At 49.4% G+C, this 14,446-nt stretch carries 16 protein-coding genes; 6 read left to right on the top strand and 10 right to left on the bottom strand.

What is annotated here, in order from left to right; all coding sequences use genetic code 11:
- Positions 1-21 precede the first annotated feature (21 nt).
- The 3 genes from H6F86_RS31775 to H6F86_RS33000 form a co-directional block, all read right to left on the bottom strand.
- On the bottom strand, positions 22-480 hold the full coding sequence (locus H6F86_RS31775) for a hypothetical protein (RefSeq protein ID WP_199305522.1): 459 nt from the start codon (positions 478-480) through the stop codon (positions 22-24).
- Positions 480-1,103 carry an AAA family ATPase gene (locus H6F86_RS25995; RefSeq protein ID WP_190452757.1) on the bottom strand — a complete coding sequence of 208 codons (624 nt, stop codon included), beginning with the start codon at positions 1,101-1,103 and terminating at the stop codon, positions 480-482. The genes H6F86_RS31775 and H6F86_RS25995 overlap by 1 nt, the downstream gene beginning before the upstream one ends.
- A 228-nt stretch (positions 1,104-1,331) precedes the next feature.
- Positions 1,332-5,138, bottom strand: coding sequence for an NACHT domain-containing protein (locus H6F86_RS33000; protein ID WP_190452756.1), 3,807 nt, complete (start codon positions 5,136-5,138; stop codon positions 1,332-1,334).
- A gap of 330 nt (positions 5,139-5,468) precedes the next feature.
- On the opposite strand from H6F86_RS33000, the gene H6F86_RS25985 reads away from it, so the two are divergent.
- Both H6F86_RS25985 and H6F86_RS25980 read left to right on the top strand, forming a co-directional pair.
- A complete protein-coding gene (locus H6F86_RS25985) occupies positions 5,469-6,677 on the top strand; it encodes a type I restriction endonuclease (protein ID WP_190452755.1) in 1,209 nt (402 codons plus the stop codon).
- A gap of 51 nt (positions 6,678-6,728) precedes the next feature.
- Positions 6,729-6,911, top strand: a complete 183-nt coding sequence (locus H6F86_RS25980; protein ID WP_190452754.1) for a hypothetical protein — start codon at positions 6,729-6,731, stop codon at positions 6,909-6,911.
- A gap of 53 nt (positions 6,912-6,964) precedes the next feature.
- Here the strand turns inward: H6F86_RS25980 and H6F86_RS25975 are convergent, their stop codons facing one another.
- The 4 genes from H6F86_RS25975 to H6F86_RS25960 form a co-directional block, all read right to left on the bottom strand.
- On the bottom strand, positions 6,965-7,447 hold the full coding sequence (locus tag H6F86_RS25975; protein ID WP_190452753.1) for a hypothetical protein: 483 nt from the start codon (positions 7,445-7,447) through the stop codon (positions 6,965-6,967).
- 141 nt (positions 7,448-7,588) lie between these two features.
- The gene (locus H6F86_RS25970; protein ID WP_190452751.1) at positions 7,589-7,828 is read right to left on the bottom strand and encodes a hypothetical protein; all 240 of its coding nucleotides are present in this window, start codon (positions 7,826-7,828) and stop codon (positions 7,589-7,591) included.
- A gap of 16 nt (positions 7,829-7,844) precedes the next feature.
- A complete protein-coding gene (locus H6F86_RS25965) occupies positions 7,845-8,939 on the bottom strand; it encodes a HigA family addiction module antitoxin (RefSeq protein WP_190452749.1) in 1,095 nt (364 codons plus the stop codon).
- On the bottom strand, positions 8,932-9,267 hold the full coding sequence (locus H6F86_RS25960; protein ID WP_190452747.1) for a killer suppression protein: 336 nt from the start codon (positions 9,265-9,267) through the stop codon (positions 8,932-8,934). Before H6F86_RS25960 ends, H6F86_RS25965 begins: the two co-directional genes overlap by 8 nt.
- A gap of 717 nt (positions 9,268-9,984) precedes the next feature.
- On the opposite strand from H6F86_RS25960, the gene H6F86_RS25955 reads away from it, so the two are divergent.
- Positions 9,985-10,677: a hypothetical protein gene (locus H6F86_RS25955; protein ID WP_190452746.1), complete on the top strand. Its 693-nt coding sequence runs from the start codon at positions 9,985-9,987 to the stop codon at positions 10,675-10,677.
- Positions 10,674-11,399 (top strand): hypothetical protein, encoded by a 726-nt coding sequence (locus H6F86_RS25950; protein WP_190452744.1) that lies wholly within the window; start codon positions 10,674-10,676, stop codon positions 11,397-11,399. Before H6F86_RS25955 ends, H6F86_RS25950 begins: the two co-directional genes overlap by 4 nt.
- Positions 11,400-11,813: 414 nt before the next feature.
- Here the strand turns inward: H6F86_RS25950 and H6F86_RS25945 are convergent, their stop codons facing one another.
- The 3 genes from H6F86_RS25945 to H6F86_RS25935 all read right to left on the bottom strand — a co-directional run bounded on the left by H6F86_RS25945 (position 11,814) and on the right by H6F86_RS25935 (position 13,209).
- The gene (locus H6F86_RS25945) at positions 11,814-12,323 is read right to left on the bottom strand and encodes a hypothetical protein (protein ID WP_190452743.1); all 510 of its coding nucleotides are present in this window, start codon (positions 12,321-12,323) and stop codon (positions 11,814-11,816) included.
- A gap of 260 nt (positions 12,324-12,583) precedes the next feature.
- A complete protein-coding gene (locus H6F86_RS25940; RefSeq protein ID WP_190452742.1) occupies positions 12,584-12,877 on the bottom strand; it encodes a helix-turn-helix transcriptional regulator in 294 nt (97 codons plus the stop codon).
- A gap of 41 nt (positions 12,878-12,918) precedes the next feature.
- Complete coding sequence (locus H6F86_RS25935; protein WP_190452741.1) at positions 12,919-13,209, bottom strand: hypothetical protein; 291 nt, start codon at positions 13,207-13,209, stop codon at positions 12,919-12,921.
- Positions 13,210-13,563: 354 nt separating this feature from the next.
- Here H6F86_RS25935 and H6F86_RS25930 point away from each other — a divergent pair, with 354 nt between their 5' ends.
- Positions 13,564-13,758 (top strand): hypothetical protein, encoded by a 195-nt coding sequence (locus H6F86_RS25930; RefSeq protein ID WP_199305521.1) that lies wholly within the window; start codon positions 13,564-13,566, stop codon positions 13,756-13,758.
- Between the two features lie 12 nt (positions 13,759-13,770).
- Positions 13,771-14,364, top strand: a complete 594-nt coding sequence (locus H6F86_RS25925; RefSeq protein ID WP_190452740.1) for a Uma2 family endonuclease — start codon at positions 13,771-13,773, stop codon at positions 14,362-14,364.
- The last annotated feature ends 82 nt before the right edge of the window (positions 14,365-14,446 follow it).

The following is a 14,446-nucleotide window of genomic DNA, read 5'->3' as shown; positions in this document are numbered from 1 at the left end:
CCGTTAAACTCTGTAAGTTCGTTACTCTGTTAATCCCAAAGATTGGCGCAGTTCTTCCTCCGTCATACCCTGAAGCTCGTCAGCACGACTTAAGAGCAGGTCTACAGCAACCCGAATCAAAGTGTTATCTGTTAGCCGCTCCCCTTTGCCTCGCCGCTTCCGGTTGAGTCCTTTAGTGACAGTGTTCAATGCCTCTAGCTGATCAGCCCGTAACCTTGTCTCTTTTCTGTCCAAAGTTTGGTATTTCGGTAGTATCGAACTATCGGACTCTGTAAGTTCGATACTCTGTGTTTTTGGTGCAGGCACTTTAGCTGGTAGGTCTAGAGGCACCTCAGCGTCGGCAGGTTCCAAAAGCTCTGAACTAACAGGCTCTGTAGGCTCCAAACTTTCGACTTCTGTATCTTCGTAAGTCTGTAAGTTTGTAGATGGCTCTTCCATCTCAGCTTGAATCAGATCCGCAAAGCGCCTTTTCCGTGCCATTAAAGCCTCCATTCCCGTTGAAGCTCATCGACTACACGTTTATAGTCTGCGGCTGCTTCCCCAGCATTCTTGCCCTTCCAGGCTGTGATGGGTACTCCGTCCCACGTCGCCTTTTCATGCGCGGCATAGGCTCGAATCATTGAATTAAAGACGGGGATGCCTGCCTCCATGAGGCTGCTCTGTGCGTCCATTGCGTCGTTGAGCCGTCTTGTATCAACTTTGGTCAGTAGTACCCGATGAGGTACACCCAGAGGCTTGATCGCTTGCTTGACTGTCTCGATCAATGCCTTCATGTCCATCGGCGCTGGTGGCGTAGGTAGGATGACGAAATCAGACGCTTTGACAACGGTAATCAGGGCATCAGACTGGATCGCTGGTTGCGTATCGCAAATAGCTAGCTCGAAGTCTTTGATTGATTTGAGTTGGCTTAACAACTTGGGGTCAGTCTCCTGGGAGACGGCAAACGGCTGCTCACCTTTTTCTGCCCACCAGGTAGCTGAACCTTGAGGGTCAGTATCGACCAGTACAACACGTAAGCGTTGTGCGTAGATAGCAGCTAGGGAGAAAGCTGAGGTAGTCTTGCCAACCCCACCTTTACCGTTGACGATGGATAACGTTTTCACCTGTAACTCTGTAAGTTTGCGAGTCTGTAGGTCTGGTGCTTCGCAAGTACAGACTTACGGACTCTGTGTGCTATTGATGCACACAGTTTAACCGAGCTTGTGTTGTTGAATTCCTGTTTTTCAGCAGGTTCAACTGGTACACCCCTTAACATGACTTTCTGGTCGGATGATACTCAACCCCTGTTCGTGTCCGGTTTTGCAGACGAGTCGGACGGTCGCTCGCCCGACTTAGTTTGACCCGATCCGAATATCGAATATGCCCTTGAATGGGTTACGAGCCTGACGGTCAAGCCGCTGCCCCCATTGCCACAACCCTGTGCAAACACCTAATATCACCAACCATATAAGGGCGACACCCTGCCAGGGAAAAAACTTGAGCAGAGCAACGGTGGCAAACCACCCCGTGATGGGAAACCAGCAGAAAAAGGGAGCCGCGAATACTGCAAAGAACCGACCTGCATCGTTGACAGAACCGGCTCTGACCCAAAAACCAAGCCCAGCGCCAGCGATAGCGATAGCGCCAGCGCCAGCGCCAGTGACAGCGCCAGCGATAGCGCCAGCGCCAGTGACAGCGTCAGTGCCAGCGAAAACGAAAACGAAAACGGTAGCGCCAGTGATAGCACCAGCGATAGCGACAGCGCTGTCGCCAGTGACAGCGTCAGTGACAGCGCCAGTGCTATCACTGGCGACAGCGCCAGCGCCAGCGGTAGCGACAATGACAGTGAAAGCGGTAGCGACAATGACAGTGAAAGCACCAGCGAAAGCGCCAGTGACAGCGGTAGCGAAAGCGACAGTGACAGCACCAGCGATAGCGACAGCGCGAGTGACAGTATCAGCGCGAGTGACAGTACCAGCGCGAGTGACAGTACCAGCGCGAGCGACAGTACCAGCGCGAGTGACAGTACCAGCGTGAGCGCTCCCGGCAGCGTCGATATCCTGCAAAACTCTAAGCAGCGCCCTAACTCCAGACCACACAAGCCGAACGGCAAATAGACGACGTAACTCTACAAAAAATGTCTTGAGTCCTAGCAATCCAAAGTTTAGGAACAGGTCTGGCTCCAGTGGATGTTCGCTACCTTTACAAAGCAGTAGCCAGAAATCGATAATGACCACACTGGTAGACAAGGCTAACCAATTTACCCAGTTTTGTGGCTCATGCATCGGCAGGTAAACGATCTGGACTATGGCAACAGCAGAGGCAAGTGCTGCAATCCCCAGAACGGCTCGGTAATGCCAACTTGTTTGAAATTCGTAGATGACAGGTCGAAAAAGATTGCGCCAGTCATTAGTTGTTGGCAACCGACGACTCTTATCCACACGATTGAGCAGGTCAAGCCGTAACCGTGGCGGAATGCTGGGGAGAAGCGACCACAAGAGGGCGGCTGTATTGTTACTGTTAATGCCCCAAGTGTGGTTGACGAATTCGGTTAGGCGATGATTCAATTCAGGCGTTGTAGCCGCTTGTGTCAGCAGCACCTCTGCCTCCTTGACATTGTATTGAGCGGGAAACTGAAGCTGCTCAATAAGTTGAATGAAACAAAGAGGTATCACGATTCTGTTGTCTAGAGGTGGAAGAAGTTGAGGGATGTTTAGGGTGGTTGTGTGCTCCACGAGATAAGCGATCCGTCCAGTAATGATTGGCAGTGATGAGTTTGGTGGTTCGTCAAACGGCTGCCAGATCCACTCCAGGTAATCTGCTCTACGCTGTGCTTCTGTAATGAGGTAGTTTCGCAAGGCTTCTTCTACACCTGGCTGAGCCAGTAGAGCAGCAAGAGACCAGGCACTCCGCTCTGCAACTGATTGATTGGTATGCCACAGAAAGCCTGCCAGAGCTAGGGTAGCGTCAGGAGTGCCAATGGATACTAAACCCCTGAAAGCCGATACTATGCCTGACTCTGCCAACCTTGCCAGGTCATTGACTGCTAGATCACCCATGCGTACCAGAAGTGGGTGAACTTCTCTTTGTGACGAGTAATATGTCGCTAAAATCTTGGTTGCCTCTTGCAAATTGCTTAACGAGAGGGCATTCGCGGCTGCCATCCAGCGGGCTGGTTCTTGACTAGTTGCTAGTGTCTCTTGGAGAAATTGAAAGACAGCCCTACCTCTGGAATGGTCACGCATATCGGCAGCCACAGTGCCAAAGGCTTGAGTAATTGAATCTTTTTCATCTAACGCCACTAACTGGGTTTTGAATTGATCGACAATACGCTCCGCCAGTAACTGTTCTACTCTTTGGGCATCTGCCAAACATTCAAAGGCAGTAAGTGGTGCAATAGCTAAGATTTTTTCGATCATCTGGGTGCTGTCTCCCGCCAACCCACACCAGAGCTTAACGGTTTCCTTCCAGGCATCCTGATCAGCTTGGAAGAACGTAACCAGGTCGGTTTCTCGCTCTCTCAGTTCTTCTGCCGCAAAAAACTCCTGTAACGTCAGGTGGGCAAACTGATAGCGTTCGCCGTTGTCGATCGCCAGCAATAACCCACTGCGCTCCACAATTTCATCAAGCAATAGCTTTGCCTGATCAGTTGCCAGGTTTAACCGGGGTAACTCTTGCTGCATCTGCTCTAGGACGGTTTCATAATCCACACTCAGACGGTCTTGCTGTTGTCGATTGATATTGGTCTGGTAATACAGTGCCAGATGCCGCAATACCATGCGTTTGTTCAGTGCCGTGAAGCTATTTTGCAAACGGGCTTGATCCAGCTTTCGCAAAAGAATTTCTGTCGCTTCCTGATAAAACTCTGCTCGTGAGTGGGGCAGCACAAATCTGGGGTTGGTATAGAGGTAGGCAATAATAGATAGCAACAATGGATTGCGAGCAAGCGCCAAAATTTGGGGACGATCGCGCAGGGTTTGGATCAGTTGCTCGATTGACTTCTCGGCTGGGATGTAGTCCTTCCAACCCTCCAGGAAACTGCGAATCTGCTGATCGCTAAACTCACGCACTTCTAACGTGCGGTCAACCTCATTGGCAAACTCGCCGTGGTAAACGGCTGTCCGGCAGGTGATAATTGCCCGACACTCATGCTCATGCAAAAAGTCTCTAACTCGCTGTACGACAGAGGCACGGTTAGCGCCATTCACCTCATCCAAGCCATCCAGTAGCAGCAACAAGCCCTTGTGTTTGAGTGCTTGCTCAACAAAGCGATCAGCTTTTGGAAACGCAGGTGGGGAACCAATTGCCAGCGCTTTGACAACGTGCTGCTTCACTGACAGGGCTGCGTCATTCAGGTCGTGCAAATTTAACAAAACAGGGACAGGCTTTTCGGGCAGTAGAATTGGATTACCGTCGGCATAGCGCATGGCAAGATGCCACATCAGCATCGATTTCCCCGCACCGGGAACGCCCAATACCATTAGACGCGAGAATTCAGCGATCGCTTGATCGGCATCAAAGAGGGTACTGTCATCACTCTTTCCTTTCACTTGCAGCGAGACATAGACTTGCTGCAAATTGAGTAACTGGTCTTCCTGCTGAAAAATGCTTTTCCGCTTGCCGTATTCCTTAATCAGCTCCTTTTTGTAACGACCCAGTGCCCGCTGCCAGAAGAGCCGATTTCCCGCAAAGCGATTGAAGATGGCATTACTAGCTGCATCCCATAGAGCCGTAATCCATTTCCTCAATTTTTCTTGAAAGATAGCAATCACGGCGACCAGAAGTGCCGCTAGCCAGCCATTCTCTGGCTTCAGCAACTCACGTGGGTCTGTTTTCTTTACCTTCGCCTGCTTTGTATACTCCTCATCATAAATCTTCCGAATCTCTTGGTCAGTTAGCCCCGGTGCTTTGCCGCTATACCACTTGATTGCATCGTTTGTTCGCCTGGAAATGCCATCTTCAACATCACTGGCAGCTAGCGTTCGGATCTCACTTCTGACATCGACTGGAGTTGGGGTCTGAGCGTAGCCAAGATGAATTGATATAAAGAGTGTAAGCACCGTCAATGCTGCGGCTACAGCGCCTTTAGGTAAATGCCAGCGCTTAAAATTGGAGCGCTGTTGCAGAAACCGTTTGCTAAACCAAAACTGCCTGAACATCGCGCTGGAATTTTATTTATAAGAGGTTAGATGCCGATCAATATAACCCTCATACCCAGCAAGTCAAAGCAGCAAAGCTGAAGCTCGACTTGGGGGTTCAATAAGTAGTTGATTACCGTTGACGATAGATAACGTTTTCACCTGTAACTCTGTAAGTTTGAGAGTCCGTAGGTCTGTATTTGCAGAGCACCCAACCTACAGACTCTGTGTACCGTCGCGTGTCTCTATGAATCAAGCGTGAAGATTCCGGTACTCCGCTGCTATTCTCGCTAACCCAGAGGGTACACATGAAGCAATGAAAGAAAATACTGTGCTTTTACGGAGGGATGTATGGGTTTTGCTGAAGATATTGCCAAGCTTTCTGAGCAAGTTCGCACACGTGCTGGCAACGTGTTTGGAGAAGAGGCAACAAAGCAAGCCCTCATTCTTCCTTTCTTTGGTGCTTTGGGCTATGACGTTTGGGACCCAATGGAGGTTAGACCTGAGTACATCTCGGACGTTGCTAAAAAGAAGTCTGGGCAGTTTGAGAAAGTAGACTACGCCATTGCGATTAATGAGTCGATCGTGATGCTAGTGGAAGCAAAGGCGCGTGATCAAAGACCAGAGGCTCATGATGGGCAACTCGGTCGGTACTTTACTTGGACACTGACCGCTAAGGTTGGGATTGTGACCAATGGTATCGAGTACCGCTTTTTCACAGACTTGCGTGAAAAGAACATCATGGACAAGGAGCCGTTTTTCAGCTTTAACGTCCTTGCCTATGACCCGAAAGAAATTGAGAACCTAAAACTGTTCCATCGTGATAACTTCGATGCTGCGGCGATTGGTCGGCATGCTGAAGAGATGGTTTATGTCAAAGGCATGACTATGCTCGTCGGTAATATTCTGCGTACACCATCCGAGGAGTTTATTCGCTTTTTGGTGAGCGAGGTTGGCAAAGTGTCTTCTGATTGTGAAATCGGAGGCAAGGTAACCAGTCGCGTCGTTGATAAGTTTAGACCCATTATCAAAAAATCAATTCAGCACAGTTTGGTAGACCTGATGACGCGCTCTATCACACAAGAGATGGGGCAGTCACCTGAAGAAATTGAAAAAGCTGCTGAATCGATGGAGGCTGAAGCAGAGGAAGAATTAGCCAAGACTGAAGAGGCGACCAAAGTGATTACGACCGACGAGGAGTTAGAAGTCTTGGCACGGGTGCAGAAGATCGCGGCAACGTCTACCAAGTTTCAACATGCGGTTGGCTATAAGGATGTTGAGTCCTACTTTGGTGTACATGTGGGCAAGCCAGGGTGGTGGTTTATGCGGTTTTACCTCTCGCCAAAGCGCAAGAGCATAGTTGCGCGGTTGTCTATGCAAGCAACTAAAGCGTTAGCACCAGAGTTTGAAGTGCAGGAAGTGTCAACATCGCTAGGTGGCGAAGCTTCACGGGTACTCATTACTTCAGTGGCAGACTTAGACAGACTTGAAGCGCTTGTGCTTCAGTGTTATCAGGCAGAAGCCGAAAAGCACCCGCTAGCACCGAGTAAGGCTGCTTGAGATGTATGACATTACGATTGTGCTGTCCACTTCAACCCAATACTCGACATCATGACTCACAACGGCACCACGCCGCAAATTGATGTAGACCCACCAACAGGCAGACCGATCGCTGCTGTGCTGAAGGCAGGAGGAGGCACTTGCATTTGGTACGCAGACGGGCAGTTGCCCGTAGTGAGGCACGTGGTTGAACCTGCCCCTAAAACTATCCCCGACCGGACGATTGAGGGTTGAGTAGGTAGTGAGGGCTAGCTATTGCAAACGGCATTTGAGCGATCGCCTAGCACTCACTCTAGGTTGACTTGAGACTTGCTCACTAACTTCCCATCACGGAACGTGCCTAAAAGAATCTTCTCCCCGTTTGACCAGCGACGGATCTGTGTGTTACCTGATTGACTGACTAAATTACCCTTAAACCCGATGGTGTTGCTTACTTGCACGAATGTCAGCCCATCAATCAAACACGTCTCAAACACAGCCTTCGTTATCGACACCGTTTTTGGGCGGCAGACTTCATCATCAGGCACATCAACCACAACTGTTGTACCAGCCTCATCTACCTTGCCAATGTTGCTATCACTGGCAGGCGTTGCGGTATCGGTGAGGCTAACTTCATCATCAGGTTCAGGGCGTGGTGTAGCAGCTGGCGCGATCGCCTCCGGTGTGGTCGAAGCGATCGACTCAGGCGCTTTTGTCGCGCTGCATCCATTGACTGCGCCAATGAGCGCTAGTAAAGCAGCAGCCCACAATAATGGTTGCTTTCTGTTCACAAAAGTAAGGGGTAGGGGGCGTTGAGCGAGAAGGAGCGTGGTGTAGCGGTGATACTAAAATCCGATCCTTCAGAAGACCTTCAGCACATGCTGAACGCAAAATACAACTTGCTAACGGTGAAGTCGTCTGTAATGGCTATGTTAAGTCAAACGATGATCATCCGCTTCCCGGCTGGTAACTCTGGACTTTCTGCCAGAGTGGGCACCAAAGTTGTCTTTGATGGCTTTGCGGAGTTCTGGCTCTTGATCCTGCTTTAGGTTAGGAATGACAATTTCAGCCGTCTGGAACTCAATATCTCTAGGGTTGGGTGCCCGCTTCAGCTTTGTATCCCATACCAACTTTGCCGAGTCTTTGCGGCGACGGTTGCTTGCTTCAGTCATGATTGATCTTTACTCCTCATGGCTGTTCTACCCGCTCTTTTAACCCGTTGCACTGGTCTTGAGGGAGTCCAAAATCACGTTGTAATCGACCCACTACAATCCCTGGAGCAATATTGATCTCAGCCGCAAACTGCTCGATCGCTACCTTTGTAAAGCGACGACGATTCGCTAGAAAGCGATTGAGATTCGACTCCGGAATAAGATGATTTTTAGAAAATTGGTTAGCGTCCTGCTCCATTGGCGAGTCGGGATCATAGTCGGCTGAACCTTCTAGGAAAATTTCATCCTTGTTCTCCTGCAAGACGTGCTTTGCCTCATGAAAGAAGGTAAACCAGAAATGATCATTGCTCTTATATCGAAAACTCATTTGAATTAAGGGCTTTGTGGGAGTCAACCAGCGAGTTACACCACATACCCGTGTTTTGGGTAACTCTGGCACAAACACCACCGCAACTCCTGCTTCTGCGCTGAAGCTCACTATTCTTGGTAGGAAAACCTTTTGAGGCTGCACAGTCAACGTACGAATTTCATCCAGTGCTTTCCTAAACTTTGTCGCGCTGTAAGGCTGGCAGGCAATCTTCTCAGCCTCAATCTCTCCCTTCCGTAGCCAAGCGATCGTCGCGGCGCTATCACTTTCAAATGCAACAGACTTACGATAAGCAACTTTACGGTTTTCCCAGTGCTTTACCCATTGCTCTGGCGAAGCGACGGCAAAGAAGTTGAGTAGGCTTAGACACTGCGGGATCTTGTCTTTGGTAAACTCTACCCAACCCAATTTAGCCATTTCTTTGAAAGGAAATTGAGTTACCCATTCACTCTGCTTTTCCAGGCGATCGCTCTCCCGTTGCCGTGCCAGAAAGTCTTGATAGTGCTGCTCTCGTTGACTCCAGAATTGGGCAGGGATACCCAACACGCGCTCTAGCTGTAGTGCTGTATCAGGGGTAATTGCTGTTTTACCGTTAATGATTTCATTAATAGTTTTTCGGGGTCTTCCGGTTCGTTCTGCTAGCTCTGCTTGAGACATGTTTTTTTCTTCTAAAACTTCTAGCAGCGTCTCACCAGGAAGAGAAACATAATCGGGATCGTACTGATTACGAATCGCGCTACTCATGGGGGTCCTCTATACCAAGAATTTTAACCGCCGTAACTTTCGCCCAATCCAGCCCATCATCAGGTTTTAGGGGGACTGGATTGTTAGCTGGGACAAAAATGAGTCGGTGAGGATGATCCAAATCAAGAGATAACTGACCTGCTCGATTACCTGTTAACTCGTGACAGCGCCCCGGTAGAGTTCGCATAACTTCTAAGTTTGCTGCCGCTCTGAGATCATCAAGCCGTCGCTGCACCCGTCTTGCTCTATCCGCCCCTAACTCCCTTACCAGGCGTGTTTTGTCGTTACATAGCTTTGTTAACTTGTTGTCTTTGAATACAATATCCATTGTACTGGGTCAAGGGAGATTTGTTAACCCCAAACGTTAACATGTATTCATGAGATCGAACAACCTTTAAACTAAGAGTAGCGGGGCAAAAAAGATTAAGCCTAGACACAACACTATATAGGGGGGTTTGAAATCTAAAAATCTTTTTGCAAGAATCATTAAATCTGTAACCCTAAAGCTCCATATAGCTGGCAATCAGTGATTCTCCTTCTGTCGCATGATGGGCAGCAGCGCACTGAACGCCCCCCCTGCAATCGCAGGTAAGAATCATAAAAATCGCTAAACTTGGGGTGATCCACTAGAAACAGGCAGTCAAAAGCATTGCTGGGTTGCTCCTGCCTCAGAAGCTGCTGCCGTGCCTCGTGCTTTAAGTCCTGGATCTGGTCATACTCTGGCTTGGATGCCGGGAACATGACCTCAAGCCCCGTCCCACGTTTTGCTCTAGCAACAGATTTGCTTCACTGGCACGTAGCATGACGATGACCGCAATATTGTGACGGTCAAAACCTTCCCGCACTGACATGCCAATGGGACGCAGCTAGCGCTTCAGACTCTTGCTTTCACATAGCGCTCAAAGCGCCAGTGCCAACACCCGCTTGGGCGATCGCCGCCCTGATGCTAGTGCTAGCCTACACTTGTCACCGTAACAGGGATTGCTTGCCTGATTGAAATGCCAGCACGTAGGGTGAGAACAGTCCTGTTTGCCTACCACTGACGATGCCCATCGAGATTACCCTAGAGCGGCGGCAACTGCAATTGACCAGCACGGAAGCGGCACTGGCGAAAGCTGCTACTAGCCGTCACGCCCTGCGCCGACAGTTTGACCATGCGATCGCGGCGAAACAAGCGCTGTTTGAACCTGCTGGCTCCCTCAAAGTGGATGAGGCGACTTTATGCTGGTCAATCCATCGCTATTCTGAGCAGTTGGTGCCGGATGCGACGGCGCAAATCAAAGGCTTCCTGGCGCTCCAGCGTCCGCTTTATTTTGAGCCTGGTTTTGCCCCGCTGTACTACTTCACCCATAAGTCGGGTGGGCAGGGCGTAAGTGTCTCCAAGAGCGCCGTAGCAGCCGTGGCTGAGGGCATCGGTGCCCTCGTGATGCAGCGGTTAATGAAGGCTCGCATTCTGTGCCGCCCTTGCCATGACTACCCGGACATGATTGGGACAGATGCTCCTTCGGGCAGCCAGATTAGCACCAGCAAGCTGTACTTGATGGAAGTGAAAGGCACCTGTATGCGATCGGTCTCCGAGATGCGGCAAACGCTGGCTGAAGAAGTGTTTCGGCTCGCCGCTTATACGACTGCTGCCCAGGATCTTGATCCAGCCAGAGCGATGGTGGGTGTGTTGGTGGGAGTTGTCATCCATACCGTTGATCGTTTTTCTGCCCTGCTCATCGAGGTTACGTTATGAGCCGACTGCTGCCCATCACTTCCCAGCGCACGTTTCTACGGGCTGCTGTCGTCGCCTTAGCCGCTACAGCGACGGAGGCGGAAATGACTGGCAGGAGTAGCCTACTCGAGGATTGCTTGGTTTCTTTGACGCTAGAGGAGATGTGTCACATCGTGCAGGTGCAGGGCAGGGTGGGCTATCGGCATCCAGCGACAGTTTTAGAGCAGGCGTTAGACGCGATCGAGCGCACACTGTATCAACCGGACTCTAGTCAATGGAGTCAGTACTGGCAGAGTGTCCGTGAGACGCTGAAGCAACCAGCCAGCCAACTGGAGTTATTGCAGGCGCGGTTGATCACACCGCTGCGGCAGGAAGAAATGCCGGAACGTCAGCGGGTCGAGGAAGGGGTGGAAGTCCCCTTTGAGATCATGCATCTGCCTGAGCTAGGCGCACTGGTAGCGGTGCCCCTCAAGGAACCGTGTTACTTGCATTTAGAGCGTGCTCAGGCACAGGAGCATTGGGTGGTCTCCGGGGATTATTACCCGCTTGAGATCCAGGTGGATGATTTGACCTTTGTGGTTTCTTCGGCTGGCGAAGTGCTTTTGCAGGTGCAGAACTTCCCCAAAACGTTAGTGCGGCAAGTGATGGAGATGCTGAGGGTTGTTGCCCAAACGCTTTATACCGATGGGAAACCTCATTTTAGGGCGCGAGTAGAGGAACAATCCGAGGCAGAGGGGGATTAGGTAAGGGTCGGGATGGAAGCCAGATTGAAAGATTCTTATCTGTGACTGGAATCTTGACACAAGAACGATGGAGCGAGCAGCGCCGAAGCAGATTCGCCCTTTGTGTAAAGCTAAACGGACTATCTACGTGATAAAGGAACAAAGGATGCATATTAATTGATACAAACCTCAGTGGTTTAACGTTTTCAAAATAATGATTTCATTATAATTTTCTATGAGTTTAGAAAGAATTGAACTCATTCTTTTACTGTAGTTTTATTTAAGAGCGAAAAGCTGTAACCACTTCTGTAATGAGTTTCTGGTCGCTTTATTCTAACACTTTGCAATAAAAATATGCATGATTCCCCATAATTGTTGTTATCGGGAATCAAGTATTCTCTTCTTTTCTCTTCCTTCTTGTGTAAAGAAGAGGAGCTAGTAGATTGAAAAAAAATGGCGCGTTACTTTCTTAGCACCAGGATTAATGACCTCAAAGCTCCATTTATTTGTTTTACTATGTTGCTGTGTCCAGCTTGAGAAATAGTCTATACCCTTTGCTGCTGCCATATTTACAGATCTGGGCGTAACCTTCAAAATCATTGCTAACTGTTCAGCATTCAATGTTAATTTACCTCTCTCACCGCCTTCCAAGGATGAGGGGTTTAAGGTTGTGAGTAACGCTTGCATTTTCTCTGCTTTGGCATCAAGCTCCTTCACCTTCAGCGATAGCGTTGTTATCGCTGAATCTGCTTCTAAGGCTTCTACTCGCTGAAGAATCTTCTGTATCTGGATGCTAACTAAATCATCTCCGACCTCAGCCAAGTAACGTTCAACTGCCTCATAGACAATTTGAGAGGCATGTCGCCCTGTTTCAGCACCAATGGCTTCTATTTTCTTTTTCCATTCTGGCGGTACTCGGCACCCTACCATCGGACGTGTAGGCATGAACGTAAATTGATTTCATTGATAGCTCAATTTAACACGTTTAGACGCTTTCATAGGACTAAAGCAGTTTCTTTAATAAGAAAACTGCTTCTCAGATGATAGAAGAAGTAAAAGGAAGAATATAAGGAGCTTTAAGGAAGCAAAACTTAAGTATTGCTCTTGAGTAGGGTGCTTAATAAAACAATCAGGTATTGATCCGATTTTTGCTGCCTTTCGTTCCCAAATCATTTAGGGTCTAGTCATGCACCATCGGGAGTCTATCAACGGGCATTGCACCAGAGTCGAATCAGTTCAGGCGAAATGTGCTCAACACTCCGAAAAAGGCGATCGATGGCGGCAAGTCTCCGTTGATGCATGAGGGACGGTTCTCTATGAGCAGCACCTTGGCTGAACCAATGTTCGATCGTGCTGCGTGAAACGCCACTTAGTTTTGCCAGGTCTGCGTAAGAAACTTCCCAGGCTTCCAAGAATTTAGCCGGATGAAGAGGTGGTGGGCAATGCAAATACAGATGCTCAAACAGTTGCCACTGTTGTTCGGAAAGAGGATGTGCCATCGGAGGTTACCTGAGGAATGAAAATCTGTCTGCCAAAACGGTCAAGCAGGTGAGCGAGTCGGCAGCATGAGCGCTAAGTCGTCCTGAAACGCAAAATCGAGATCAACTCCCAAATGTTTTGAGGGACTAGTCGGATCAAGCAGTACTAGGTAATGGAAGCCGGTCATTTTTACACTCCCCTCCGTTGCCCAGCACACCCCAGTAATGTGTCCAAAATCGAGGCAAAAATGTTTCCAGTACACCCAGTCCCCTATTTGGAATGTCGGTGTCGGGAAGTAAAGCGGAGGTGGTTTTGGTAGGGCGATCGAGGGCAACGTGAGGGGATCTGGCATGGACTTTTCAGAATGACTGTGACGACAAGTGTGTGGTTCGGAGTAAGCAGCGTTACTGGCAAAAGTAGCGGCTTAACCCTTCAGCATGGGAATGAAGACGAGGTTTGCCTATGACGTAATTCTAGAGGCAGCAAAATTAAGAGGTCGGGTTGAAAAACTCCTGGCTAGCTGGGCTTTTAAATTTTTGAGACATGGCACCCAAACGCTGTTGGTCTCGGACAGTGGAGTGGTACGCAGCCCCTATCAGTGAGCTTAATTCTTAAGCTTGTGAAGACAATAGCATAATTCTATGCTGATGGCATAAGATGCATTAAGCATAAGAATGAGTCAAATCTTCAGAGGGGGATATGATCTATGCAAAATGGGACTGATGACATGACCAAGCGGATGACCATATCTGTCGATGACGACGTGTATGAAATCCTTGAGACGTGGGCAGATGAGGAAGTGCGAACAGTCGCCAACCTTGCAGCAGCTTTAGTCACAATGGCAGCAAGGGATCGTCAGACCCCGAAAAAGCAAAGTGACTCCAGTAGCCGTAGTAAGTAGGAGGCGATCGCTATGACAACGCAACTTGTCCAAGCACCCAAACCAAAACAGGCAAAGGTTGTTCATGGTCTGACCTGGGAGCAACTGGAAGAGATCGATCGCTCTCTGGAAGACTTCCCAGGTGTCAGACTCGCTTACCTTGATGGCACGCTAGAAATCATGCCGATTAGCCCAGAGCATGAAGACTTTAAGTCCACTATTGCCCGGTTGCTAGAAACCTACCTGGATGAAGCTGACATTCGCTTTTACAGAAGGGGTGGTCCGTCTTATGGCAACAAGGAGTTAGGTGCCAGGAATGAGCCTGACGAGTCCTACAACCTTGACTCCCATAAACCGTTCCCTGACTTGGTGCTTGAGGTTGTTATCTCCAGTGGTGGCGTAAACAAGCTAGAAGGGTATCACCGGATGGGCGTGACCGAAGTGTGGTTTTGGGAAGATGGCGTTTTGCAACTTCACCATCGCCGCGCCGAGGGCTATGAACGCCTCAATCACAGTGAACTGCTTCCAGGACTACCAATCGACCTGTTTCGCCGCTATATTACCTACCACGACCAATACGATGCTGTGAGAGAATTCCGGCAGGTGCTGCGCCAACGTCTTGGGTAGTGGCGGCAAAGACTCGCTGACTGCTTGGCTCAATAGGTTTGCAAAAATTGCTTCATTTACCGGGATCTGCGGTTAGATCGAA

The organism is Phormidium sp. FACHB-592, from assembly GCF_014695795.1.
GTDB lineage: Bacteria > Cyanobacteriota > Cyanobacteriia > Leptolyngbyales > Leptolyngbyaceae > Stenomitos.
This window is presented reverse-complemented; position numbering and strand designations above follow the sequence as displayed.